This is a genomic window from Aneurinibacillus migulanus (assembly GCF_001274715.1).
Classification (GTDB): domain Bacteria; phylum Bacillota; class Bacilli; order Aneurinibacillales; family Aneurinibacillaceae; genus Aneurinibacillus; species Aneurinibacillus migulanus.
The window spans coordinates 179,477-205,759 of sequence record NZ_LGUG01000005.1 but is presented as its reverse complement, the minus strand read 5'-3'; the positions used below and the strand labels follow the sequence as shown (position 1 = coordinate 205,759).

At 45.7% G+C, this 26,283-nt stretch carries 25 protein-coding genes; 2 read left to right on the top strand and 23 right to left on the bottom strand.

Annotation, left to right across the window (positions count from 1 at the left end; genetic code table 11):
* Window positions 1-87: 87 nt before the first annotated feature.
* From AF333_RS26705 to AF333_RS26650, 12 genes are all read right to left on the bottom strand, one after another.
* Complete coding sequence (locus AF333_RS26705; RefSeq protein ID WP_043065352.1) at window positions 88-1,155, bottom strand: ABC transporter ATP-binding protein; 1,068 nt, start codon at window positions 1,153-1,155, stop codon at window positions 88-90.
* Between the two features lie 16 nt (window positions 1,156-1,171).
* Window positions 1,172-1,834, bottom strand: coding sequence for an HAD family hydrolase (locus AF333_RS26700; protein WP_043065351.1), 663 nt, complete (start codon window positions 1,832-1,834; stop codon window positions 1,172-1,174).
* Window positions 1,806-2,411 (bottom strand): glycerol-3-phosphate responsive antiterminator, encoded by a 606-nt coding sequence (locus AF333_RS26695; RefSeq protein ID WP_043065350.1) that lies wholly within the window; start codon window positions 2,409-2,411, stop codon window positions 1,806-1,808. The genes AF333_RS26700 and AF333_RS26695 overlap by 29 nt, the downstream gene beginning before the upstream one ends.
* Window positions 2,412-2,705: 294 nt before the next feature.
* Window positions 2,706-3,689: a peptide-methionine (R)-S-oxide reductase MsrB gene (msrB, locus tag AF333_RS26690; RefSeq protein ID WP_043065349.1), complete on the bottom strand. Its 984-nt coding sequence runs from the start codon at window positions 3,687-3,689 to the stop codon at window positions 2,706-2,708.
* A gap of 106 nt (window positions 3,690-3,795) precedes the next feature.
* Window positions 3,796-4,197, bottom strand: a complete 402-nt coding sequence (locus AF333_RS26685; protein ID WP_043065348.1) for a secondary thiamine-phosphate synthase enzyme YjbQ — start codon at window positions 4,195-4,197, stop codon at window positions 3,796-3,798.
* Between the two features lie 106 nt (window positions 4,198-4,303).
* Window positions 4,304-4,648, bottom strand: coding sequence for a cytochrome aa3 quinol oxidase subunit IV (gene qoxD, locus AF333_RS26680; protein ID WP_043065347.1), 345 nt, complete (start codon window positions 4,646-4,648; stop codon window positions 4,304-4,306).
* Between the two features lie 3 nt (window positions 4,649-4,651).
* Entirely contained in the window at window positions 4,652-5,266 is a 615-nt protein-coding gene (gene qoxC, locus AF333_RS26675) for a cytochrome aa3 quinol oxidase subunit III (protein WP_043065346.1), read from the bottom strand.
* A gap of 3 nt (window positions 5,267-5,269) precedes the next feature.
* A complete protein-coding gene (gene qoxB / locus AF333_RS26670; RefSeq protein WP_043065345.1) occupies window positions 5,270-7,192 on the bottom strand; it encodes a cytochrome aa3 quinol oxidase subunit I in 1,923 nt (640 codons plus the stop codon).
* Window positions 7,193-7,226: 34 nt separating this feature from the next.
* Entirely contained in the window at window positions 7,227-8,096 is an 870-nt protein-coding gene (gene qoxA / locus AF333_RS26665) for a cytochrome aa3 quinol oxidase subunit II (protein WP_052520761.1), read from the bottom strand.
* Window positions 8,097-8,441: 345 nt separating this feature from the next.
* Entirely contained in the window at window positions 8,442-9,287 is an 846-nt protein-coding gene (locus tag AF333_RS26660) for a DUF72 domain-containing protein (protein WP_043065344.1), read from the bottom strand.
* Window positions 9,288-9,296: 9 nt separating this feature from the next.
* The gene (locus AF333_RS26655) at window positions 9,297-10,238 is read right to left on the bottom strand and encodes an SDR family NAD(P)-dependent oxidoreductase (RefSeq protein WP_043065343.1); all 942 of its coding nucleotides are present in this window, start codon (window positions 10,236-10,238) and stop codon (window positions 9,297-9,299) included.
* 148 nt (window positions 10,239-10,386) lie between these two features.
* Window positions 10,387-10,959, bottom strand: a complete 573-nt coding sequence (locus AF333_RS26650; RefSeq protein WP_043065342.1) for a TetR/AcrR family transcriptional regulator — start codon at window positions 10,957-10,959, stop codon at window positions 10,387-10,389.
* Window positions 10,960-11,256: 297 nt separating this feature from the next.
* On the opposite strand from AF333_RS26650, the gene pdxK reads away from it, so the two are divergent.
* On the top strand, window positions 11,257-12,111 hold the full coding sequence (gene pdxK / locus AF333_RS26645) for a pyridoxine/pyridoxal/pyridoxamine kinase (protein ID WP_043065341.1): 855 nt from the start codon (window positions 11,257-11,259) through the stop codon (window positions 12,109-12,111).
* 56 nt (window positions 12,112-12,167) lie between these two features.
* Here pdxK and AF333_RS26640 read toward each other — a convergent pair whose 3' ends face one another.
* The 8 genes from AF333_RS26640 to AF333_RS26605 all read right to left on the bottom strand — a co-directional run bounded on the left by AF333_RS26640 (window position 12,168) and on the right by AF333_RS26605 (window position 20,203).
* On the bottom strand, window positions 12,168-12,536 hold the full coding sequence (locus tag AF333_RS26640) for a hypothetical protein (protein ID WP_043065340.1): 369 nt from the start codon (window positions 12,534-12,536) through the stop codon (window positions 12,168-12,170).
* A 4-nt stretch (window positions 12,537-12,540) separates the two neighbouring features.
* Window positions 12,541-13,104, bottom strand: a complete 564-nt coding sequence (locus tag AF333_RS26635) for an NAD(P)H-dependent oxidoreductase (protein WP_043065339.1) — start codon at window positions 13,102-13,104, stop codon at window positions 12,541-12,543.
* Between the two features lie 36 nt (window positions 13,105-13,140).
* Window positions 13,141-14,748, bottom strand: coding sequence for a DHA2 family efflux MFS transporter permease subunit (locus AF333_RS26630; RefSeq protein ID WP_043065338.1), 1,608 nt, complete (start codon window positions 14,746-14,748; stop codon window positions 13,141-13,143).
* Between the two features lie 32 nt (window positions 14,749-14,780).
* Complete coding sequence (locus AF333_RS26625) at window positions 14,781-15,416, bottom strand: efflux RND transporter periplasmic adaptor subunit (RefSeq protein ID WP_043065337.1); 636 nt, start codon at window positions 15,414-15,416, stop codon at window positions 14,781-14,783.
* A gap of 38 nt (window positions 15,417-15,454) precedes the next feature.
* Entirely contained in the window at window positions 15,455-16,096 is a 642-nt protein-coding gene (locus AF333_RS26620) for an HlyD family efflux transporter periplasmic adaptor subunit (RefSeq protein ID WP_043065336.1), read from the bottom strand.
* 133 nt (window positions 16,097-16,229) lie between these two features.
* Window positions 16,230-16,682 (bottom strand): MarR family winged helix-turn-helix transcriptional regulator, encoded by a 453-nt coding sequence (locus tag AF333_RS26615; RefSeq protein WP_043065335.1) that lies wholly within the window; start codon window positions 16,680-16,682, stop codon window positions 16,230-16,232.
* Window positions 16,683-16,894: 212 nt separating this feature from the next.
* On the bottom strand, window positions 16,895-18,562 hold the full coding sequence (locus AF333_RS26610) for a glutamine--tRNA ligase/YqeY domain fusion protein (protein ID WP_173585725.1): 1,668 nt from the start codon (window positions 18,560-18,562) through the stop codon (window positions 16,895-16,897).
* A gap of 198 nt (window positions 18,563-18,760) precedes the next feature.
* Window positions 18,761-20,203, bottom strand: coding sequence for an alanine/glycine:cation symporter family protein (locus tag AF333_RS26605; RefSeq protein ID WP_043065333.1), 1,443 nt, complete (start codon window positions 20,201-20,203; stop codon window positions 18,761-18,763).
* Between the two features lie 256 nt (window positions 20,204-20,459).
* Between AF333_RS26605 and AF333_RS26600 the strand changes: the two genes are divergently transcribed.
* On the top strand, window positions 20,460-21,407 hold the full coding sequence (locus AF333_RS26600; protein ID WP_043065332.1) for an alpha/beta hydrolase: 948 nt from the start codon (window positions 20,460-20,462) through the stop codon (window positions 21,405-21,407).
* A gap of 53 nt (window positions 21,408-21,460) precedes the next feature.
* Here the strand turns inward: AF333_RS26600 and hrpB are convergent, their stop codons facing one another.
* From hrpB to AF333_RS26585, 3 genes are all read right to left on the bottom strand, one after another.
* Window positions 21,461-23,953 (bottom strand): ATP-dependent helicase HrpB, encoded by a 2,493-nt coding sequence (hrpB, locus tag AF333_RS26595; protein WP_043065331.1) that lies wholly within the window; start codon window positions 23,951-23,953, stop codon window positions 21,461-21,463.
* Window positions 23,934-24,365 carry a (deoxy)nucleoside triphosphate pyrophosphohydrolase gene (locus AF333_RS26590; protein ID WP_043065330.1) on the bottom strand — a complete coding sequence of 144 codons (432 nt, stop codon included), beginning with the start codon at window positions 24,363-24,365 and terminating at the stop codon, window positions 23,934-23,936. Before AF333_RS26590 ends, hrpB begins: the two co-directional genes overlap by 20 nt.
* Before the next feature lie 123 nt (window positions 24,366-24,488).
* On the bottom strand, window positions 24,489-25,940 hold the full coding sequence (locus AF333_RS26585) for a DEAD/DEAH box helicase (RefSeq protein ID WP_043065329.1): 1,452 nt from the start codon (window positions 25,938-25,940) through the stop codon (window positions 24,489-24,491).
* Window positions 25,941-26,283: the final 343 nt, after the last annotated feature.

Sequence of the window (26,283 nt, the reverse complement as noted above, 5' to 3'; positions counted from 1 at the left end):
CGTAACCGATTTTTGCCGGGGCCATGCCTGCGTATGTGCCGGTTCCATCACTTCGATTTCCGGCTTCGCTACCGCTTCATTTTGCATCTACGCGATTCCTCCTACTACAGCATTTGCCATGACCTGCATCTTCTCACCTGTTATTCTCGCTCCTGTCGTTTTATCAAAGAAATACAGATGCTTGGCATCCACAGATACCCGGACATTCGTCCCCACCTCAATGATACTTTCCGTATTTCCCTTCACAATCACCCGCTCATCTTTCGTCTCAATGTAGTACAGCAGCTCTGAACCAAGAATTTCACGAGAGACAAGCATTCCGTTCAACACAAGCCCCGTCTCCGCTGTCGAACCCCGCCGTTCGGATACATCAATGCTGGCTCTTTCGGGACGAAATCCGATAACGCAGGAAGGCTGATTGTGCATAGAGACAATATTCATCGGTGGAGATCCGATAAACTGGGCAACAAACAAATTCGTCGGCATGGAATATAGATCAATAGGAGAGGCAACTTGCTGAATCTCGCCTTGATTCATTACAACAATCTGATCACCCATTGTCATTGCCTCGACTTGATCATGCGTCACGTAGATAAAAGTCGTCCCCATCTGCTTATGCAGAGCCGTCAATTCAACACGCATTTGATTACGTAGCTTAGCGTCCAAATTGGATAGTGGTTCGTCCATTAGGAATACTTTCGGCTTTTTCACCATAGCTCTTGCCAGCGCTACCCGTTGCCGTTGTCCTCCAGATAATTGAGATGGCTTGCGCTGCAAATAATCAGTCAGGCCTACCACTTCCGCAATCTCTTCCACCTGCTTTTTCGTCTCCGTCCGGGACAGGCCTCGATTCCTGAGCCCAAATCCGATATTATCGAACACGCTCATCGTCGGATATAACGCATAGTTTTGAAATACCATCGCTACATCCCGCTTGCCAGGTGGCGTATGATTGACCTTTTCACTCCCGATCCGTAGCTCACCTTCGGTTATTGACTCCAGTCCCGCTATCATCCGGAGTGTAGTCGATTTTCCACAACCTGATGGACCGACCAGTACGGTAAATGAACCATCTGGGATACTCAGATTTAAGTTCTCAATTACCGTTTGACTGTCGTATTTTTTCGTAATCTGCTTCAAAGTGACCTCAGCCATTGGATCATCACTCCTCTTATTTCGCTTTCTCCAGCGCAAGTCCACTTGCAAGCTCCCGAATATTTAAAAAGTAATAATCGGGACATACGTCAATTTCACAGACTGCACTATACCAATCGACCAGCACGCTTGTAACCCCTGCAGCTTTAGCAGCAAGCAAGTCATACTTACTGTCACCGACCATCGCCGTCTCTTCCGGCAGAGCCCGCAATTCTGCCATCCCTCTCAGTATAGGTTCTGCGGAAGGTTTGCCTGCATGGACATCATCCACAGTAACAATGGAGTCGAATAGTTGCAGAATGCCTGTTATTTGTAAGCCCCGTATTGTGAAGTCCCTCTGTTTATTCGTTACAATCCCAAGCCTGTACCCTGATGCCTTCAATGCTTCTAACTCTTCTTGAATGCCGGGAAACAGACGAACCGTACGATCATGGTACGCATTCAGATGCTCGAAATAATATTGGAATACCTGCTCCCTTGTGTACCTTCCGCCCAGTGAAGTTTCGATAACCTCCATGAAGTTGTCAAATGACTCGCCGAATCGTGCTAAAATCGCTTCTCTCGTAAAGAGTCCCGGCACATGCGCTTCCGCTGTCGCATATACGGCATCAATTACCGAGTCCCGACTATCCAGTAAGGTTCCATCCAGATCAAACAGCAGGCAACGGATATGGTTCATCGTTTACCTTCTCCTTCCATAATCGATGGTTTCCCATAGACACGGCAATCGCTCCATAGCGTAACGCCTCGACCATTTGATTACGATTCGACAACAGCCCGCCAGCAATAACAGGTACAGAGATATGCCTACGGAATTCAGTAATGAATTCAGGCAGAAGGCCCGGCATAATTTCTACTGCATCCGGCGCCGTCTCCCGAACAGATTCAAGGCTGGATTTAATCGCATCACTATCCACGAGAAAAAAGCGCTGTACCGTAAGTAATCCATGCTTTTTCGCCTGCTTCACCAGATTGTTTCGCGTTGTGACAATACCGTCTGGCTTCACACACCTAGCCAGAAAGGCGATTCCATCCTTGTCCTGACTCATGCCTCCAATACGTTCGGGATGAACAAATACTAAAATGCCATGCGATTTGTAAAGCTGAACGTAGCGTGCGATATTTCCGATATTACCGATGGACAATACAACAGCGCCTACACCAGCATCCAACGCTTTCTCCAAAAACTTCTCCTCTTTCACTGATGCGATCTTCCTGCTTGCCTCAAGTTCTGCATAAAAATCTGTGCGCTTCACGATTCGTCTCCTCCCAAATAAAAAAACCTTAAATAGAATTACAGGGCATAAGCCGCGTCCACATACTGACATACTCACACGTACGCATAGCTTTCTTGTAAGTTCTATTTGAGGTTTCTCCCAGACTCCAACCTTGGCTTATTCACTTGTTACTTATACAATACAGGGATATTGTTATGACAGAGTGAATGGATTGTTAAAGAAATGTATTTTTCCACACAAAAAAGGCGGTGGCCCGTTTCATATAAAACAGACCACCGCACTTTTTCAGTACAGCTTTCTTTCCGTGTGTGCTTATTCACTTTTCTCGAATACGGTTAGATAACGACCGTATCCTTCTTTCTCCATATCCTCTTTCGGGATGAAGCGCAGCGCCGCAGAATTGATGCAATAACGCAAGCCCGTAGGAGCTGGTCCATCGTCAAATACGTGGCCTAGATGCGAGTCAGAGCCTTTGCTCCGCACTTCAGTCCGTACCATGAAATGACTGTAATCCTGCCTTTCTTCAATCCACTCGTCATGCAACGGCTTGGTAAAACTCGGCCAACCGCAACCCGAATCGAATTTGTCCCGTGAACTGAACAGCGGTTCTCCGGAAACGATGTCCACATAGATACCTTCTCGCTTATTATCCCAATATTCATTACGGAATGGAGGTTCTGTACCGTTGTTCTGCGTTACCTCATACTGCATAGGCGTTAGTTTTTTCTTCAACAGCTCTTTGTCACGCTTCTTGCCCCAATTCTCTTCGATAAACGCTTCACGGCCCGAGCCTTTACGGTACATCTTATAATGTAGCGGATTTTTTCTATGGTACGCCTGATGATATTCTTCAGCAGGATAAAATGGGGAAGCGGGTAGAATCTTCGTTGCAATCGGCTGATTGAAACGTCCACTCTCTTCTAAGGCTTTTTTAGAAGCTTCCGCCTTTTGCTTCTGTTCCTCATTATGATAAAAAATCACGGTCTGATACGATTGTCCGCGATCGTGGAACTGTCCGCCCGGGTCAGTCGGATCGATTTGTTGCCAGTAAAGTTCAAGTAGCTTATCATATGGAAATACATCAGGATTATACGTAATCTGTACCGCCTCATAGTGACCTGTCGTCTCTGAACATACTTCTTCATACGTGGGGTTTTCCTTATGACCACCCGTATAACCGGATATCACGCTAATAATCCCAGGCATTTCTTCAAAAGGCGAGACCATGCACCAGAAGCATCCTCCTGCAAATGTCGCAAGCTCCTGACTCTGCTCGACTGTTTTTTCATTACCCATGCTCTCCATCACTCCATTCGCGAATAATGTGCGCGCCTGTCCCTCTCTTTATGATAAGCCAAATCATCCTTTCATAAAAGCTGAAAGCTCTCGGGAATGCGCAGGACTAGTCCCTTTGAATTTTAACGTAACAGCTTCGGCGACGTGGCCCATCAAATTCACAGAAATAAATACCCTGCCATGTACCCAGAACGAGCCGTCCGTCAGCCACGATTATCGTTTGCGAAGAGCCTACGGTACTTGCCTTCAAATGAGAAGCGGTGTTGCCTTCAGCGTGCCGGTATTTCGGATGTTCCCATGGATATACTTCATCAAGACGCATCAACATATCACGGACTACATCCGGGTCCGCGTTTTCATTTATCGTAATTCCGGCAGTAGTATGGGGGCAATACACTGTTACCACACCGTTCTGCACATGTTGCTGCGTTACAAGTTCACGCACCCTATCCGTAATTTCAACAAACTGGTCACGCTGCGACGTTTTCACTTCAAACGTATGTATCATATCTCTTCACCTCATCTGCTTATATCTTTTCTTTATTTTTACCACAACTTTGCCTCAAACAAAAAAGCGGGCTGCCTCATCATGGCAACCCGCTTTCTTAATTAGATTAATACGTATGGTTCATCAACACATACCACATAACGAAGATGGAACCAAATACAACCGTAAAGGCTACAAACAAGCCGAAGTAAATGCCACCCTTTTGGAAAATGGCTGATTTACTCTCACGAATGTGCATAAACATATACAACTGGACAAATACCTGCAGAACTGCCAGTACTAAACTAACACCGATGGCCACATTCACAGACAATCCGGAAACGAGCATAGCCCAAAATGCAGCGGCGGTCAACACAAGCGACAAGATAAAACCGATAACGTGACTCCAAGGAAAGCCATGATGATCATGTTCTTCTACATATTGTTCGCCATTATTATTATGTGAAGCCATCGATTACACCACCATTCCTGTCAAGTATACGACCGTAAAGATGAAAACCCACATAACGTCCAGGAAGTGCCAGTACAGACCGATAATGAACGCTTTACGTGTCGTTCTCGGCGTAAGACCACGCTGTAGCACTTGGATGATAATACCTATCATCCAGAGAGCACCGAGAGTTACGTGCGCACCGTGTGTACCTACCAACACGAAGAAGGAGGACAGGAACGCGCTCGTACCCCATGTAGCTCCCTCATGATTAACATAGAGCAAGAACTCTTCAATCTCCATGTAAAGGAAGCCAAGGCCCAAGAGCAAAGTAATAACTAACCAGATCGCAAGGCCTTTCGCTTTTCCACGGCGCATTTCATGAATAGCCAAACCGCAGGTAAAACTACTCGTCAAAAGCAAAAGGGTCTGGATCATCATAGTTTTGAACTCAAATAGTTCTTTCGCCGTCGGTCCGCCTGCTGTACTTCCTTGCAGAATAATGTACATTGCAAACAGACACGAGAAGAGAACAAACTCAGCCCCCAAGAAAATCCAGAAACCGAGAATATTCATTCTGCTTTCTTCTGTACTGTATTCGAGAGGTCCTTTGTAACCAGGATCAACGTGTGCTGCCATTCGTTACACCCCCTCTATCTTCTTAACTTCATCGACACTTACATAATAGCCATCGTCATAATCGAACGAGCGTGCGGCCATACAAATCAGAATGCCGATGAAAGCTGGAATTACCATCCAGAACCATCCGAAAACGAATCCGAAACCAAACACAAAGAACAAACTGCCCATAATAACAGGGACGCCAGAGTTGCTTGGCATGTGGAACTTTTCAAGCGGTCCGTCAATTACCTTCTCACCGCGTTTCTTAGCGTACCATACCGGATCCATTTCTTTAATCTCAGGTATGCGCGAGAAGTTATAATATGGAGCCGGAGAAGGAATTGCCCACTCCAATGTACGACCGTTCCACGGATCCGCTTCGTTTGTACGCGGTGCGTAACGGATACTCCAGTAGATGTTGTAGCAAATAATCAAGAAGCCGACACCTTGCATAACCGTACCGATTGTAGACGTCAGGTTCAGCAAACCCCAGTCAGGGTTAGTGTACATATAAATACGACGCGGCATTCCCATCAGACCAAGAATGTACTGCGGGAAGAACGTAAGGTTGAAGCCGATCATGAACCACCAGAAACCATGCTTACCTTGACGTTCATTCAGTTTGAAACCGAAAATTTTCGGCCACCAGTAGTACATACCGGCGATCATACCGAATACAACACCCCCGATTAGCACATAGTGGAAGTGCGATACGAGGAAGTAGCTGTTATGGTACTGATAGTCGGCTGGGGCGGCAGCAAGCATAACGCCTGTCACACCACCGACTACGAAGTTAGGAATAAACGCAAGCGTCCACAACATCGGTACCGTGAAGCTAATACGTCCTTTATACATCGTAGCCAGCCAGTTAAAGATTTTAACACCTGTAGGTATAGCAATAAGCATCGTTGAAACTGAGAAGAATGAGTTAACACCTGGTCCGGCACCCATCGTATAGAAGTGATGCGCCCATACGATAAAGCTCAGACCCGCAATAGCGATCATAGAGATAACCATCGCATTATGACCGAACAGACGTTTCCGCGAGAACGTACTTACGATCTCGGAGAAAATACCGAATGCCGGAAGAATAACGATATATACCTCAGGGTGACCCCACATCCAGAACAAGTTTACCCACATCATCGGCATACCGCCACCATCAACCGTAAAGAAGTGAGTTCCAAACATCCGGTCGAATGTAAGCAGTGCCAAAGCAACTGTCAAAATCGGGAACGCGTATACGATGATTACAGAAGTAATCAATACAGACCAAGTAAACATCGGCATTTTCGACAATGTCATACCCGGTGCACGCATCCGCAGAATGGTAACAATAAAGTTAACACCACTCGCTAATGAACCAATACCGGAGAGCTGTAGCCCCCATAGATAATAGTTCTGACCTACCCCTGGACTATGCTCCAGGCTGGCCAGCGGCGTGTAGCTGGTCCATCCGGCATCTGGAGAACCACCGATAACGAATGAAAGGTTAAACAGCATCGCACCCGCGAAGAAGAGCCAGAAGCTCAGAGCGTTCAGCCAAGGGTATGCAACGTCACGGGCACCGATTTGTAGCGGCATCGCAATGTTAATCATACCGAAGATAAACGGCATCGCCATGAATAGAATCATAAGCGTACCGTGCGTGGTAAAGATCTGATTATAGTGCTCAGACTCCAAGAATTTCATTTCCGGTGCAGCCAGCTGGATACGCATAAGCAATCCATCTACTCCACCCCGGAACATCATTATAAGAGCGGCAAGAATATACATGATACCGATTTTTTTATGATCAACGGTAGTAAGCCACTCTGTCCAGAGCCATTTCCACTTCTTAAAGTACGTTAGTACAGCCACGATCGCAACTGTGGCTAGCACAATCGAAGCGTCCGCAGCGTAAATCATCGGGTCGCCTGTTACAAAAAATTCATCCCAACGCACTTTTCCTTCCTCCTTCCGTCAAAAAGTTACTTTATTAATGTTTCTCGTGGCCATTAGATTCGCCAGTTTTTTTGCGATATTGATGTACGGTTTCAATTACCGAATCGTCATGCGTACCGGAGAATGTCATACGTTCTTCTAGTACGCCTTTTTTAATAATTTCTTGGAATTTCTCGTCAGTCAGCTTTGGTGCTGTTGCTCTTGTTTCTCTAGACCACTTATCGAAGTCCTCAGGCGTTTGCGCAATGACTTTAAATTGCATATGCGCAAATCCCTCACCCGTAAAGTTGGCACTCTTTCCGTCGTATTCACCAGGTTTGTCAGCCTGTAGTACAAGATAACCGGTATGTCCAGGCATGGTGTATTCCTGTCCGCCCAGCTTTGGCACCCAGAAAGAGTTCATGTTTGCCGTTGCGTCGAGCTGGAAGTTAACCGGTTGTCCGGCTGGAATATTAACATAGTTTACTGTCTCAATTCCTTGCTCAGGATACTTGAAAATCCATTTCCAGTCTGCTGCAACTACCTGGATTTTCATTGGTTCTTGCTCAGGTTTTTTCTCCAGTCCGTACGTAATTTGAACGGTCGGGATAGCAAGAGCCATAACGATAATAACCGGAATTAATGTCCACAGAATCTCCAATTTGGTGTTTCCATGTGTATCCGGCGGCTCATAGTCCATATTATCCGGTCTCTCACGGTAACGAATGAGAATAATGGTAAACAAAACGAATACAACGATCAATACAAGTGATACCAGTGCGAAAGACCAAAGAATCAGGTTATACTGTTCCTGCGCAACCGGCCCTTTAGGGTCTAGAACATCGATTTTTTCTGTACAACCAGTGAGCAATAGCAGCAAAAAAGGTAAGATTGCACCTAATTTCACAAGACCTTTTTTAGTCATAACTGCTCCAGTTACCTCCCTTCTGTATTCCTTAAGACGCTATACATCCATTTTACATGCACTTTTCTGTACGTAAATTTCCTTTATCTTACTCTCCTTTTCATGGTGCTAATACTAATAAAGTTAGGATGCGACGCCTATTATAGCAGAGTTACCGCATAACGGTGACCTTGTAACAAAATCGACAAGAAAAATTCACAAATTAATTTCATAAATATTTCATATATGGACAAAAAAGTTTTCAATTCACATAAAAAGGAAGAAAAAAGTCCGTAAATTACCAATTACAAACTCTTTTCTTCCTCTTTTTAGTTTGGTATTCATCTAAAATTTTTTGCATTTTAGTTAAAAAAGTTTCATTTGGCGAGGCCCTAAATCTTCATATTCAATGCCAAGAAGTTCCATCATTTCCTTCGCATTGTCAGCTGCATCGCCACCAGAATTATTGTTGAATACCACACATATTTCTTTGGATTTTGTTTGAAGAAATTCGAGTTTATCTTTCCATTCTTTCAGTTCTTCTGTGTTGTAGCGGTACAAGTAACGGATATCTCTCCAGTTTGGTTGGCCACTGCTATGCCATCCGGATACGTTACGTCCATGGAAGCGTACAATCGTCATCTCCGGATGAGTCGGATGTAAGACGGTCGGAATAGAGCCAACACCTGCCTGAGGTTCATCACAAATACTATGAATCCATCCATCCCGTTCCATGAATGCGAGCGTATTCTCCTTCATACGAGGTGCAAACCAGCTCTGATGACGGAACTCAAGCGCAACCGGAATATCTTCCATCTTCTCTTTCGTATAGCGGAGAATGCCTACATTCTTCTGTGTACAATCGAACCAGGGCGGATACTGAAACAGTACAGCCTTTAACTTCCCGGCTTCCAATACAGGCTCAATTGATCTCTTAAATGCGTCAAACATCTCTCCCATGCTTTGAAACGGATTCTCTCCACGCAGATGCCCAGTCATACCCTGATACGCTTTAACAATAAAGCCGAAGCGTTCCGGTGTATCCCGAACCCACTTTACATAATTTTTTACGGGCTGTACAGCGTAGAATGAGCTATCCACTTCTACGACAGGGAAATGAGAGCTATACACCTGCAATTTATCCGAACTTGGTATCTTATCGATATATAAGTTATCATGATCACCCCAACCCGTCAAACCAATCAAAATCATGACGTATGCTTATGCCCCCTTCATCCACTCCAACGTCTGCCTTATTCCTTCCTCGTACGGCGTTCTTGGCAGCGGTCCAATCTGTGTCTCATATTTTTTACCCGATAGAATAACAGGCTCTTCCATTAAATACATCATTTCTCTTACTTCCCACATCGCTTTGTTAAATAAACCGATAAATGTAATCATTCCTTTGCCTACGGTCATCACTTTTCCACGATAGTCCGTCATCTCTCTTGCGATAGTAATTATCTCATGACCGGAGATAACCCCATAGCCTGGAATATTCCAGTTCTGTCCGTACGCTTCTTCCTGCATCGCTAATGCTATGAGAGCCTTTGCGCCATCTGGCGTGAAGATATATTCTCGCTCTACATCCTGTCTTCCGACAAATATTGCTCTCTTGCCTGACAATATCGACTCCAGCGTATAGTGCAGGACAGTATTCGTCGCATGAGGGCCATAGAAGTCCGGAAAATGCGCAGTAAGAGCTTGAACACCCTTCTCTCTGGCTTTATTGACCATACGCTCCATTTCCAGGCGAATATTTCCTTTCTTCGTATGTGGACGTTTTGGGTAGTTTTCGACGATTTCCTCTCCATTTCCTCTTCCGTATGCATAAATATTATCTACGATTGCCAGTTTAACATTGAGCGCCTCGACTGCAGTCAAGACATTTCCCATAATAATAGATTGCCCTGTCGCCCATTCCGGATACGGGATATTAACCGCATGAAAGATTACATCCACACCTTTTCCTGCATTCATGATGTCTTCTAGTTTGTTCACATTGCCAACCATGATATGTACGTTTTCCATTTCTTTAAATAGCTTATTAAGCTTCTCTTCTGTTCTAGCCAAGGCCACTGTTTGCACACCCTGCTCCGCCAACTCCTTTACAAGCGCATATCCCATTCCACCCGAGGCTCCCAGTACTAATGCTTTTTTCATTCCTATCACCCTCCATTTTTATTAACCATCGTTCAATTAAAATCAAAAAAAATTTTTTCTAACCTAATCCAACAAGCAGTAAGACTCAAATAAGTGCAACTAGCTATCAGCAGAGGATAAAGAACCTTAAGCTGGTGAAAGTTTTACTCTATTGTATTATGCCCGATAGAAAGCGCACATGCGCTTTAGCGGCAGATTCAACATCGGAAAAAGTTTGCTCTGTCTTGTAATAGTGTGAAACAAAACCGTGCAGGGCCAAAAAAACAGACCATATTTTTGATACATCGGCTTTCTTCCCACTCAGTACATATACAGCATCCGCAAATTGTTCATAGCTTTCATTCGGCTCTTGTCGTAAGCAACTTCTCACCTCTTCATCTTTTATTAAGAACATAATTTCATAATGACTCTGATGAGTAAGCCCAAATTCGATGAACCCAAACAAAATGCCTTCTAATTTTGCTTTCGAGGTAAGTTCTTCACATTCCATGACCTCACGGAACCTTTGGTTTAGCAACGCAAAGCCTTCACTGAGCAATGCATAGAAGAGCTGAGCTTTGTTCTCAAAATGATAATAGATCGAACCGTGACTGTAGCCTAGCTCCCTCGCGATTTGACGCATAGAAACATTTCTATACCCGTGGGTAACAAACAGCTCTCTAGCTGCATCTAAGATCCGCTCTCTTGTAAGTTCCTGGTCTACTGCCCTTCTTGCTGCCAAATCAAACACCTCGTCATCACATTAATTGACCATCGTTTAATTAATACAGAAAAATAGTACCATATCACTCTTCACTTTTGCAATAAGGAAATATGAGCAGAATGGAAAATTCCGAAGAAATAAACTTGTCCCTCTTTTTGATTGTACTCTCCGTAACGATTGTTATAATAAAGATAAAACCGCCTGTGAGATGTAAAATGATTGATTCACAAAACGAATGAGTAATCCTTTTTCAACCCTCACAGAATAAGAACATCTAAGCCTAGGAAATTGCGGTTGCAAGGGGGATTAAAAACCATGAGTATGTATAAAGCGTTAACAATTGCCGGTTCAGATACGAGCGGCGGCGCCGGCATCCAGGCCGACATTAAAACCTTCCAGGAGCGTGGCGTTTATGGTATGACTGCGCTGACAGTCATCGTAGCACAAGATCCGCATAACGGTTGGTTCCATAATGTATTTCCGATTGACGTAAAAACACTGGAAGCACAACTTGAGACTGTCATCGCTGGTATTGGCGTTGATGCTGTGAAAACAGGTATGCTCGGCTCCATCGATATTATTGAAATGGCTGCGGGCAAAATCGAAAAATACGGACTGAAAAACCTGGTTGTTGATCCGGTGATGGTATGCAAAGGCGCAGACGAAGCCCTGCACCCGGAAACAAACGAATGCTTGCGTGATGTACTCGTACCGAAAGCGCTTGTCGTAACGCCAAACCTGTTCGAAGCGTCGCAATTAAGCGGTATGGGTCCGATTAAGACCGTTGAGCAAATGAAAGAAGCAGCAGCCAAAATCCAAGAGCGCGGCGCTAAATACGTTATCGTTAAAGGCGGCGGCAAGCTTGAACATGAAGCTGCCGTGGATGTGTTGTATGACGGGAAGAACTTCGAAGTATTGGAATCTGAGCGTATTGCAACGACTTACACGCATGGCGCCGGATGCACCTACTCGGCAGCTATTGCCGCCGAACTGGCAAAAGGCAAGACTGCACGTGAAGCGATCGAACTGGCAAAAGCGTTCATCACGGAAGCGATTCGTCACTCATTCCCGCTAAACCAATATGTCGGTCCAACCAACCACGCCGCATATCGCCTGTATGGGCCGGGTCAGCACGAAAATCTGCAAGCTGAAGTATCCGCAACGAAATAAATACCGACAGACCAAACACAAGAACAGCCTGTACCGTAGAAGGTACAGGCTGTTCTCTATTCTTGTTTTTTCTTGCTTATGGACCGCATCGCAGCTCGATATTCATTATCATCCATAAAAGAATCGGGTGAATCACTTTCGTTCTCCTGCTCTTTCTCATTCTGGAACATCTGACGGAGAGCCTGACGATATTCTTCGTCTGTGCTTTTGTGGGCATCTGCTCTCGGCTCTGTACGCTTTTCCACTTTCATCGTACTTTGCACCTTTGGCTCTTCCTTTTGCACAGGAACCGGGACAGAGGATAGCGGAGACGGCGAGTCAGGGGCATCTGTTTTACGCGGTGAAGAAGAAGCACGGATATTAAAGGCAATCAAAAATACGATAGCAAGCAGGGCTAACACGGCCAGGATAATGCCTATAATCATTGCCTTATCCTCTTACTTCCATACCGGGCGAAGCTGCGAATTTGCCCGCGACATTCGCTACGCGTCTACCCAATGCTCTGCCAAGTGCCAAGTCGTTCTCATTCGGTGCATGTACCGGATCGTCCGGTGAAGTTTCCACCGGACAAGTAACACCTACTCCATAGAAGGAACCATATAAGGCGTTCTCAGGAATATTGCCCGGCAAACCTACAATAATCATTCCCTGATGCAGCATCGGCGTGATCAGGTTCAACATTGTTGCCTCTACGCCACCGTGCATGGATGCCGTCGTGCAAAATACCGCACCAATTTTCCCAACCAGCTTACCGCGAGCCCACAAGTACCCTAGCTTATCAATCCACGTCTTCAGACCGGCACTGATCGTTCCAAAATGGCCGGGGCATCCCCATATAATAGCATCCATTTCGACCAGGTCATTCACGTCCGCTTCATTTACATGACGCAAGAAAACTTGGGCGCCTTCAATGCTTTGCGCTCCCTCTGCAATAGAAGCGGCCAGCGCTTCAGTATGACCGCTTTCACTGTCGTATACTACGTAAATCTTCATGCTATCCCTCCATTTTTTTAACGTCGGGGCTAACCTTTATACGCGCTTTGCTACACGACCGCCCCGCTCCGCTTTATAGATCTCTATTTCTGTTCCTAACTCGACCTGTGGGTCTTTGCGTACATCACGCAGGAAAAAGCTTAGTATCAGCCCGATAATCGAAAATCCCATGGCCCAGAAAAATGCATCGTTGATGCCCATGATGGCCGCCTGTTGGCTTGCCTGCCCGGCCAGCATGCTCGCCGCTGTCTCACTTGCCTGAGAAGCAGGCATACCTGTCGCGCTGGAAACCGATCCAACCAACGATTGGAAAGATTGGCTGAAGCTCGGGTCCATCGTATTCATCTGATCGCTGATTTTACCTAGGTGGAACGTTGTTCTCGTACTGAAAATCGTTGTAACGATACTGATACCAATCGAGCCGGAAATCTGACGCAACGTATTAGACATCGCCGTACCATGACCGTTTTTGCTCTGTGGAAGCTGATTAAGCCCTGCCGTCATAATTGGCATCATCAAAAACGACATCCCCAGAGAACGCACCATGTTGATAGTCAAAATGTAGTTGTAGCTCGTATGAATGCTTAAGTGTGTAAATTCATAAGTAGTTACGACCGTAATCAACAAACCAATAATCGCAAGCGGACGAGGGCCTACTTTATCAAACAATGTACCGGATAACGGAGACATCGCCCCCATAATTAATGCGCCAGGCAGCATGAGCAAGCCTGATTCCAATGGAGTAAATCCGCGCAGGTTTTGTAAATAAATCGGTAGCAAGAACATCCCTGCATACATCGCGACAGTAATGATGACGCTGATAATATTAGAGAGTGAAAACACATCATACCTAAAGATCCGAAAATCCAGCATCGGACGAGGTGAACGCAGCTGTTGAAAAATGAATATCGTTGTTACAACGACACCAACGACCAGACTTCCAACAACGATGGCGCTATCCCAGCCGCTCGTTCCGGCTTCACTCAATCCGTACAGAACAAGCCCGATACCAATAACTGAAGTAACTGTTCCCCATACATCAAATGGCGGATTTTTCGGCTCCAACGTATCCTTCAACAAGAAGAACGCTAGGACCAGCACTAATGCTCCAAACGGAACAATTCCGTTAAATAATAGGCGCCAGCTATAGTGTTCCATAATCCATCCGGATAAAGTCGGTCCAATCGCTGGCGCAAACATAATCGCAAGGCCAAAAATCCCCATCCCACGTCCACGCATTTCCGGTGGGAAAATAAATAGAATGATGGTCATAACCAGCGGCATAAGGATACCGCCCCCTACGGCCTGCACCAGACGTCCGATCAGCAATACGGAAAATGATGGCGCCAATCCGCATATTAACGACCCAATGGTAAAGAAAAACATAGCTGCAAGAAATAACCGGCGCAGTCCGAATTTTTCCATGAGGTACGCAGATAACGGGATAAGCACACCATTTACCAGCATATATCCGGTCAACAGCCATTGGGCGGTTGAAGCCGTAATACTGAATTCATTGATGAGATGAGGGATGGCCACATTCAATAAGGTTTGGTTAAGAATAGCAATAAATAAACCCAGCATGAGCACTACTAGCAATGGAATGTGCTGGGCAATACCGCTCGAACTTCTATTGGATGGCATGCGAACATTCCCTCCTTTCTATTTCTAAGTTGTTATTTATGGATTTGTACCGTTGCGTTCATACCAGGAACGATATCAGCCGGATAGCTATCCATGGAGATTTTAACCGGTACACGCTGTACTACTTTGGTATAGTCTCCACTTGCATTTTGCTGTGGCATTAACGAGAACATTGAATTAGTTGCCATACCGACTTCTTCAATTTTGCCTTTAATCTTTGTACCCGGTTCCGCATCGATTGTCACATCTACATCCGCTCCGACTTTCACATCTCGAATATTCGTTTCTTCAATGTTTGCTTCCACATATAATTTTTTCATATCTACAATTTGAGCCAATTGTTGACCCGGAACCACTATTTGACCATTCATGGCTTTGCTTTGTATTACCGTACCGCTAAGCGGTGCCGTAACTGTCACATTTTGAGCGCCACCATTCACTTGCCCCATCGTGTCACCCTGGTTCACCTGTTGTCCTTCTTGGCCTTTCCAACCTGCTAATTTTCCCTGTGACTGTGCTGTAACCGTTGCGACTTGACCTGTTATTTTGGCATCATCCGTGGATACATAATTGGCTTGAATGAAATAATAGTAATACGCACCAATTGCAAGGCCGACAATGACCAGGAAAATAACAACATTAATCCAAAAAAATCTTGCTCTGCTCATGTATGACTCTCCTTCTTTGTGTTTCTATGTTGAATTTCTTACTTATGGATTTTCACTTCAGCATTCATGCCAAGTGCGACATAATTTCCGTAGAAATCATCGACCTTAATTTTTACCGGCACACGCTGTACCTCTTTGGAAGGTGTGCTACTCTGTTGAGAATTGGAGGACTGTCCTCCTTGCAGAAAGTTACCTGCTTCGTACCCTATTTCACTTACTTCCCCACTGAACTTCGTACTAGAATAAGCATCCAGATATACATCGACCGTATTGCCTACACTAACATCTCCAATTTGCGTTTCATCGATATATGCTAAAATGTACATTTTTTTCATATCAGCTATCATCGCGAGCGGTTGTTTCTGTGCGACCATCTGGCCTGGTGATGCGTTTGTTTTAAGCACCGTACCTTCAATAGGAGCTTTGATTTCATCTTGTGGTTTAGCTGTAGTTGCTTTCTCTATGCCTAATAATGTCCCGGCCTTTACTTGCTCACCAGTCTGAGCTGACCACGTATCCAAACGACCGTTCTCTGGGGCAGCAACTGTTTCCATATCTGCAATCACACGGGCATTATCCGTCATTACGTAATTGACTTGTTGTGTGACATAGTAGCCTCCGCCTGCTATTACCGCCAGCAGGCAAAGCATCACGATGATATTCATCCCAAAGCGCTTCATACTATTCCTCCTCTCGCCTGGTTTTCTAAAGCCCTCATTATCTTTCTGCACAATATTTAATTAACTAAACTAAGTAATATTATAAACCTCGGCATTGAGAATAAGTCAATAGCCGAATAAAAGTAAATGTTTTCTATTTCTTTCTGTCTGCTTCTTCTAGGCTTGCAAGTATAATATTATATATGCGGATAAGATGCCGGATATCTTCTTCAGATAAAGCATCATAATATTTATGCAATCTCTTTCTTCTTTCATCCCGGATTTCGTTCCAAAGGTCCCTTCCCTCTTCCGTAATGACGAGATAGACGATCCGGCGATCTTTATCGGATTTTTTCCGTTCTACATAGCCTTGTGCTACCAGTTTATCCGCTAGGGTCGTAATGGACGGGAGAGTAATTTCTAATTCCTCAGCCAACTCTGATACCTTTTTCGGCCCTCTCTCCTCCAAGATATTCAGGATAAGTCCCTGCGATGCTGATATGCTAGGAGTAATACGTTTCGTTAAATCCACCGTAATCTTTCTACCCAACTTTTTGAATACATAATCAAGCTCCTGCAAAAGTTCATTTTCTTCCATGTTTTTCATTTCCCCCGTGTGCCTCCAACATTTTTTGTACACCATAGATACGACTTTCGCCCAGAGTAGTTTCACCTTTTCCTCTTGTTTCAGTCAGGTGGAATAAAGTGGTACTCTGCATACCCATTCTTTATTATTAAAAAGAAAAAGCCTTATATACTATAAGGCTTTTTTACAAATTATAACATGATTCAAATTTACATAGGATGAAGGTTTCCTATTTATTTAGGTAATTTGAATGAGCTTTTCAGGGAGACGATAAGATTGAATACGAGTTTCTCAGCCGTCGTATGTTTCGGGTCTACGTTGAAATAGCCGTGACGGAAGAATTGGAACTTGTTGTGCGGCTCTGCATCTTTCATATTAGGCTCGACAAATCCTTGTACGATCTCAAGCGAATTCGGATTAACATAATCGAGGAATGTCTTGCCTTCCTCCTCTTCCCCCTCTTGTTCATCAAGAATGAGCGGTTCATATAATCGGAATTCAGTTGGTACGGCATTACTTGCTTCGACCCAATGGATTGTTCCTTTTACTTTACGGCCGGTGAAGCCTGTACCGCTTTTCGTCTCCGGATCATACGTACAATGAATTTCTACCACATTACCGCTCTCATCCTTGATTACATCGTTGCACTTAACGAAATAGGCATGCTTCAAACGCACTTCATTACCAGGATACAGACGGTGGTACTTGCTTGGCGGAACCTCCATGAAATCATCCTGTTCGATGTAGATTTCACGCGAGAATGGAATTTGACGAATGCCCATCTCAGGATTCTCCGGATTAATCTCCGCATCCAGCATTTCTACTTGTCCTTCAGGGTAGTTGGTAATCACGACTTTTAATGGCCGCAGAATGCCCATCGTCCTCGGCGCCTTCAATTTTAAGTCTTCCCGAATGAAGTGATCAAGCATTTTCGCATCGACAAGGCTGTTGCTGCGAGCTACACCGATCTCCCGACAGAATGCACGAATGGATTCCGGTGTAAACCCTCTTCTGCGTAAACCGGAAATGGTTGGCATGCGCGGATCATCCCAGCCGTCCACAAGATTCTCATCTACCAATAGTTTCAGTTTCCGTTTACTCATCACTGTATTAGTTATATTCAAACGTGCGAATTCATACTGATGAGGCACGCTCTCCATTTCACACTCGCGTACAACCCAATCGTACAGAGGACGTTGATCTTCAAATTCCAGCGTACATATGGAATGTGTTACTCCTTCAATCGCATCTTCGAGCGGATGAGCGAAGGCATACATCGGATAGATGCACCATGTATCGCCCGTATTATGATGCGTTGCATGGGAGATACGATAAAGGACAGGATCACGCATATTTATATTCGGGGAGCCCATATCGATTTTAGCGCGTAGTACCTTCTCTCCGTCCTTAAATTCCCCTTTACGCATGCGCTCAAATAAATCCAGATTCTCTTCCATACTCCGGTTACGGTATGGACTTTCCTTACCCGGCTCTGTCAACGTTCCACGCATCTCGCGCATCTGCTCAGGCGATAAATCACAGACGAACGCTTTGCCTTTCTTAATGAGCAGAACGGCACGGTTATACATCTCTTCAAAATAGTCGGATGCAAAAAACAATCCATCCCATTCGAATCCGAGCCATTTCACATCTTCTTTAATCGATTCTACGTATTCTACATCTTCTTTGAGTGGATTCGTATCATCGAACCGCAGATTCGTTTTGCCACCATACTCATCTGCCAGCTCAAAATTCAGGCAAATAGACTTAGCATGCCCGATGTGTAAGTACCCATTCGGCTCCGGAGGAAAGCGAGTAATCACCTTATCTACCTTTCCGGACTTCAGGTCATGGTCGACGATGCTTTTAATAAAGTTCGATGAACTTGGCTTGTTTTCCAATACAATCAACCTCTCTATATGAAATGGATAAATCGGCCATACAATTATGCACCTTTGTTATACATAATATCGTCTACGTATAGAGAGTTCAACACGCCTAATTTTTCGTCCCTCTTTCTACGGGCCGATTATAGAAAAACTCGGAAGTAAATAAAACGCCCGTGTGCAATATACATGACACACAGGCGCTTATGTTTGTTATTCAGTCGTTTTAGAGGTGGCTACTTCTGCTCTTGTGTCTTGCTCAGGCCAGCATTCCACATCTTTCAGACCCGGGATGCTGTTACGATAAAATACCGGGTCAGCACCCTGCCTTTTCTGCCGTGTATAATCTGCCAGTGCCGCAAATGCAATCTTGCCCAATAAACCGATGGCTATCAGGTTTGTAACAGCCATCAACGCCATGAATAAGTCTGCCATATCCCACACGATCGAGACTTTCGCCAGCGAACCGAACATGACCATCCCGATTACAGCTAAACGGTACACTAGCAGCCATGTTTTATTTGTGTTCATGAATTCGATATTCGTTTCACCATAATAATAGTTTCCGACTACCGAACTGAATGCAAATAAGAACACCGCAATCGCAATGAAACTTCCAGCCCAAAGACCTATATGGGAGCTAAGCGCCGTCTGTACGATAGCAATACCTTCTAGGTTCTGGTTTTTATACGCATCAGATAACAGTACGATAAATGATGTTGCACTACAGATGAGCAGCGTATCTACAAACACTCCAAGAGACTGGATTAATCCCTGCTTCACCGGATGGCTTACCGAGGCGGTAGCTGCTGCGTTCGGCGCACTTCCCATTCCCGCTTCATTGGAGAATAGACCGCGCTTAATTCCCATCATCAGCGCTGCGCCCATCGTACCACCTGCCGCTTCCTGCAAACCGAATGCACTACTGAAAATCGTAGCAAAAACATCCGGTAGTAGCGTAATGTTTGTCAGGATAATGTACAACGCCAGCAGCACATATCCTCCGGCCATAACCGGAACGATAATCTCTGCTACTTTAGCGATGCGCTTTACGCCGCCGAAAATAACGAACGCAGTCAACACTGTGATAAACAATCCTGTAATCCACCGGTCAAAACCGTAAGCTGTCTCTAATGCCAGCGTGATTGTATTAGCTTGTACCGAGTTAAATACCAGACCAAAGCACAATGTAATGAGTACCGCGAACAGAATACCCATCCAACGTTGGCGGAGAGCCTTCTCCATATAATACGCCGGTCCCCCGCGGAATCCGTCTTTGTCTTTTACTTTATAAATCTGGGCCAACGTTGCTTCTACGAATGCAGAAGCAGAACCGATTAGAGCAATAAGCCACATCCAGAAGACCGCACCTGGTCCCCCCGTTGAAATCGCCAGCGCTACTCCGGCCAGGTTTCCTGTCCCTACCCGGGATGCAGTACTAATACAGAATGCGCCAAAAGAAGAAACTCCTTCTTTTCCTTTGGCGGTATCTTCTACTCCGTCACCAAGGAGCCGGACCATCTCACCAAACATTCGAAATTGAACAAACTTTGTTTTAATCGTAAAATAAATTCCCAGCCCGATAAGCAAAACGATTAGAATATAAGTCCATAGAATCTCGTTGCTGGTACCAACAAACTTTTCAAGCAAGGTCAAGATAGTTCACTCCTTTCAAACAATGATAGACTTGCAAACTTTATTTTACACAAAGGGAATAGCGCTTACAATTGCCTTTTTTTACAGGAACACTTCCTTTCTAGTTTATATATTTCTCCCGGTCCAGCATGCAATGAACCATCAATGGGCAAGGAGGAACTCGAAGCTGATGAAAGTTTCACTTTTTACTTGACGCTATATACACATGCGTTATTATTATTAATAATGATAATATTATTTCGAAAGGGGTCCCATCATGGACTTTCAAGAGCAGGAAATCATTATCCCTGGTGCCTATCCGTTATCCGGAATATTAACCTTGCCACAGCAAAATAGAGAAAAGCACCCCGTTGTGGTCATGATACACGGAAGTGGGGACATCGACAGAGATGGTAATGCGAAGCAGTTGCACATTAATGTATTTAAACAGCTAAGCGATGCAATCGCAGAGAAGGGCTTCGCCACTCTCCGCTATGATAAAAGAGGGGTCGGACAAAGCGAAGGTGACTTTTATGAAACTGGCCTATTCGACTTAATTGATGATGCGGCCGCAGCCGTATCATTCGCGAAAAACCACCCGAACATCGACGGGGAACGAATCATTCTTCTTGGGCACAGTGAGGGCTCTATTCTGGCTCCGGCGGTCAGCAGGCGCATAGCTGTACAAGGTATGATTCTGATTGCAGGCACGGCTGAACCACTGGCCGATACGACCGCATGGCAACGGGAACAGATGAAACGGGACATTGAGAGCAAAAAGGGATTCGGTGGCTGGCTCCTCCGCCTTCTGAATGTTTCTGGAAAAATCGATAAGATGAATGATGAACTGCTCCAAAAAATTCATTCGACAGATGAAGCTATCGTCATATACAAAGGGAAAAAAATAAATGCCAAGTGGAACCGGGAACATGAACAATATGATGTACGCGAATACTTGAAGGAAGTATCCTGTCCCGTCATCGCTATCACCGGCACAAAGGATGTGCAAGTACACCCGGAGCATGCCAGAGAAATCTGCAATATCGTACAGGGAACATGCGAATCTTATCTCATTGAGGACATGACGCATATCCTAAGAAAAACGAACGCGGAAGCGCATATGGATACCATTATAAAAGATTATAGAAGGCAGGCGAGGGAGCCTGTGGAGCAAGAGCTGAAAGAGAAAATCACAGCATGGTTGCTCCACCAATTTCCAGTATGACCTTTTTCTTTTATTTAAAAAGCACCGGGCAGGATTTCCTTCCCGGTGCCTGGCTATTTGCGGGGACGTGTACGGTTTGTCGGCTCGGCGCATAATGGATCATCCGGCCAATAATGCTTAGGATAGCGTCCTTTGAGGTCCTTTTTCACCTCAAAATATGCGTTCTGCCAGAAGCTCGCCAAATCCTGTGTTACTTGTACAGGACGCTGCGCCGGCGATAACAGGTGCAGTGTAAGCGGAACCCTCCCCCTGGCGATGCGCGGTGTTTCTTGCAATCCGAACATTTCCTGCAACTTCACAGCTAATATAGGAGACTCGGGACTAGTATAATCGATCGCAATGCGTGAACCGCTAGGAACAGCAAAGTGTGTCGGGACGTGCGTATCCAGCTCTCTACGCTGTTCCCAGGAAATCATCGTTTCAAGAATCGCTTTCATATCTAGCCTCTGTAAGTCATCCCGACTCTTCAATCCGTATAGATGGGGAGCAAGCCACCCCTTAAGTGTTACGATGAGCGCTTCATCTGCTACGTCCGGCCAATCTGAATTGAATCGGTGCATAAAAGTAAGACGCTGCTGAAATTGGCGAGCGGACTTCGTCCAAGGTAAAATCTCCAATCCTTCTTCTGCGATTCCATGAAGCAAAGCGACCAGAATGTCATCCGGGTCTGGATCGGCAAGGGGCATCTCCTTTAGAAGTAAAGCGCCCAACCGCACCTGTTTTCGTGCACGTACGCTCTGCGTCTGTCGCTCCCACGTAATTACATTGTCTTCTTCGATTTGCTCACCAAAGTGTTGTTCCAAATCGCTTAGCACAACCGGAGCAGCTAGAAAAATCCGACTTTCCGTTCCTTGATCGTCCAATTCTGCCGCTGTCAAATAAGGTGCGCTAGAAAGCGGCTGCATCCTGGCGAATGCTGCGCCTCGTCCGTTGCGTAGAAGAAAGCGGCCATTCTCCCGCCGTTGGGCAATGCGATCCGGATATGCAAAAGCAAGCAGTAGCCCACACGCATCCAAGTCGTCTGTCTCTTGTTTCGGAGCTATACCTAACGCTGCTTTCCAATGATTTGCTTCAGAGAGAATTCGTTGGCAGACAGCTATATCTATCTTATGTCCTTGAATCTTGCCAGCGCTACGAAGCGCCTCCATACGGAGCCGGATGTCAGCTTCCGGAGCATGTACTCCATTCCGAAAGAAATCTCGTTCACCGAGAAGTGCCGCCAGTTCGCACGCCAACCCACCGAGTCGAATAGGTAGCGCTTTGAGAACCATATGAGCAAGCCGTGGGTGCAAGCCAAGTTCGGTCATACGCCGTCCGTGTGAAGTAATCGCTCCGCCCTCATCCAGCGCACCTAGCTGAATAAGGAGCTCACGTGCCTGATTGAATGCACTGGCAGGAGGAGGATTAAGCCAGAGAAGTTCCGCAGGATCAGATACTCCCCATGCGGCCAGCTCCAGTGCCAGCGGAATTAAGTCGGTCTCCAGAATTTCTGGCGTACTGCTCGGATTAAGGTATCTATCATCCTGTTCAGTCCAGAGCCGATAGCATACTCCAGGAGCTTGACGACCCGCCCGACCTCGGCGCTGATCCGCTGAAGCCCGTGATACCCGGACTGTCTCAAGCCTCGTCATACCGGTCCGTGGTGAAAAACGGGGAACACGCATCAGGCCGCTATCGATAACAATTCGCACACCCTCAACAGTTAGACTCGTCTCGGCAATCGATGTCGCCAATACGACCTTACGCTCTCCCGACTTGCTCGGCGCAATCGCCTTATCCTGCGCTTCTCTCGAAAGGCTGCCATATAGCGGGGCTACATGAATATGCCGTCCCAGCTTCAGCTCTGCGAGACCGGCTTCTACCCGACGAATCTCGCCTGCCCCCGGTAAAAAAACAAGAATATCTCCTTCTTCCTTCTCCAGCGCATCTGCAACTGTACGCACAACGATCGGTTCCATCTGACCTTCAATGCGCCGGGGGATGCAGCACGTTTCCACTGGAAAAGACCGCCCGTCGCTGCTCAACACTGGCGCATCATTCAACAGGGCGGCGACAGGCTTCGCCTCAAGCGTTGCAGACATAACAAGAATTCTCAAATCTTCCCGCAGGATAGATTGGGATTGCAAGCAGAGCGCAAGTCCCAGATCAGCATGCAAGCTTCGTTCATGGAACTCATCGAAAATAACAAGCCCTACTTCTTCAAGTGCCGGATCGGCTTGCAAAAGGCGAGTAAGCACTCCTTCGGTAATCACTTCAATTCTTGTATTCGGCCCTACCCTAGTGTCCATTCGAACCCGGTATCCCACTGTCTCTCCAACCTGTTCGCCAAGCAATGCGGCCATATAGCGAGCTGCAGAACGGGCCGCCAGACGGCGCGGTTCTAACATAAGAATGCGGCGTCCCAGAAGCCATGGCTCGTTCAAAAGAGCGAGTGGCACCCGAGTCGTCTTCCCGGCACCCGGCGCAGCTACCAACACCGCACTCTCCCGGGAGTGCAGCGCATTCTTCAACTCTGGAAGAACCGAATCAATTGGCAGATTCACCATGCTGTATCACTCCGTTATGACATTCTATAATTTTATCTACAGTAGGAATATCTGCAGGCGCCCAGTGCAATCCTTTCAGACTTTCAAGCTCTACCCATGCTATCTTTTCGTGTTCTGTCGCACAGGGAACAGCATTCTTATCTGTCAGAGCAGCATAGTATGTCAGCAATCGTACAGTCAGAGTAGGATATTCATGCGTAACATCCGCAATAAGAGCGCCCACTTCTATTGCTATACCAAGTTCTTCTTTTATTTCACGCTGCAAAGCGGCTTCGGGAGTTTCCTCTCGTTCAACTTTACCGCCCGGAAACTCCCATAATCCGGGCATTGACATCTGCTGCGAACGCAATGCGCATAGAATATCACCCTTCTCGTTTACAATGACGGCTCCAACTACATCTATTTTTTTCATTATTTCCTCCTGCCGCATCCGTGAACAAAATCGTCTACCTTCTTTTATTTTACCAAATGACTGTCCTGGAATCAGACATAAGAAAAAGACAGAGCGGATTCCCTCATGCTCTGCCTTCGTATATTACTTCACTTTCTTTTTCCTTGTTTTTCCGCCTGGGGCACGATTGGACTTAGCAGGTTGTAACGTCCTCTTTCCGCCTTTATTATTCCGCTTCCCAAATCTTCCTTTATCATCGAACTTTTTCTTCTTCACCCGCAGCGGCGCTTCTTCGGTTAATTTGACCGGCGACGTGTTCGTTTGTTTTGTTAGCATCTTCAGTACAGCGGAAACGAGCGTAACAGAATCAACTTCTTCCAGTAATTTCTCGGCCGTTTCTCTATATGCTTGAAGATTTGCCTTTTCAGCTACTTCCAACAGTTTTTGCGCCGTCAAACGCTGTTGCTGTTCAATGGCTTCATCCAGCGTCGGAGCCTCACGCCATTCCATTTTCTTTTTGGTCAACGCTTCAATCGTTCTCAAATGGTCGATTTCGCCCGGCGTCGCAAAGCTAATCGCCAATCCTGTCTTACCTGCGCGGCCCGTTCTTCCGATGCGGTGCACATAGCTCTCCGGGTCTTGCGGAAGGTCGAAGTTATATACATGGGTTACACCGCTAATATCAAGTCCTCTGGCAGCGACATCGGTAGCTACCAGCACTTCGACTCTGCCTTCCTTAAACTTCCGCAGTACGCTATCCCGCTTGGCTTGATTCAAATCTCCATGAATGCCTTCCGCCTTATAGCCACGCTTATGTAGCGCTTCTGACAGCTCATCCACTCTCCGCTTCGTTCTTCCGAACACGATGGCCAGCTCTGGCGCATCGATATCAAGCAAACGACACAGTACATCAAACTTCTCTCGTTCTGTTACCTTTATGCACTGCTGTGTAATATTCGAGACCGTTACTTCTTTGGCTTTTACCTTAATAATATCTGGATTATCCATAAACTTCTGTGCGATTTCTTGTACAGGCTTGGACATGGTCGCAGAGAACAGCAGTGTCTGTCTCTCCTCCGGCATCTCCTGCAGAATCGTCGTAATATCTTCAATAAAGCCCATGTTCAGCATTTCATCCGCTTCATCCAGTACGACCATATCAACGGCATGCAGACGGATGGTTTTTCTTCTCATATGGTCCATGAAACGCCCTGGTGTTGCGACGATAATATGAGGCTTTTTCTTGAGTGCCCGAATTTGGCGGGTCATATCTTGTCCTCCGTAGATCGGCAAGACATGAATTCCCTTATAGCGGGCAATTTTATTTAGCTCTTCCGACACTTGTACGGCCAGCTCCCGAGTCGGGGTTAATACAACACCCTGAATGCTTTCCTGCTCTGCATCGAGCCTGTTAACGAGTGGAATACCGAACGCAGCAGTTTTCCCCGTGCCTGTCTGTGCCTGTCCGATTACGTCTCTTCCTTGCAACGCCAGAGGAATGGTCTGCTCCTGAATAGGCGTCGCTTCCTCAAGTCCCATCTGAGTGAGACCACGGACGACGTTATGATGTAGTTCAAATTCATAAAATGTTGCCAATGCTATTCAATCTCCTTCAATAAAGTTGATAGTAAATGGAAAAGTAAGCAAAAAAAGAGCGCATTCCCCTCTCCGGAATACCCTCCCTTATCCCTAGATGAAGTATAAACATAATCGAGCGATTACATTCCCGAATTGTTCGGAATGTAGTTGAATTATCTGTATTGTGTCTTTCACTATCAAATGTTTCAGCAGAAAGCCACAGAATCGTCCACTTAATCTTCTTACCTTTTTTACTTCGTGATAAGAATACCACTTAGCGCCTTAAAACACAAACAACAATCTCATTATTCTTTGTTCTAGTTGTTTACAAATGATTATTTTTCGGGTCATTTGGATATTT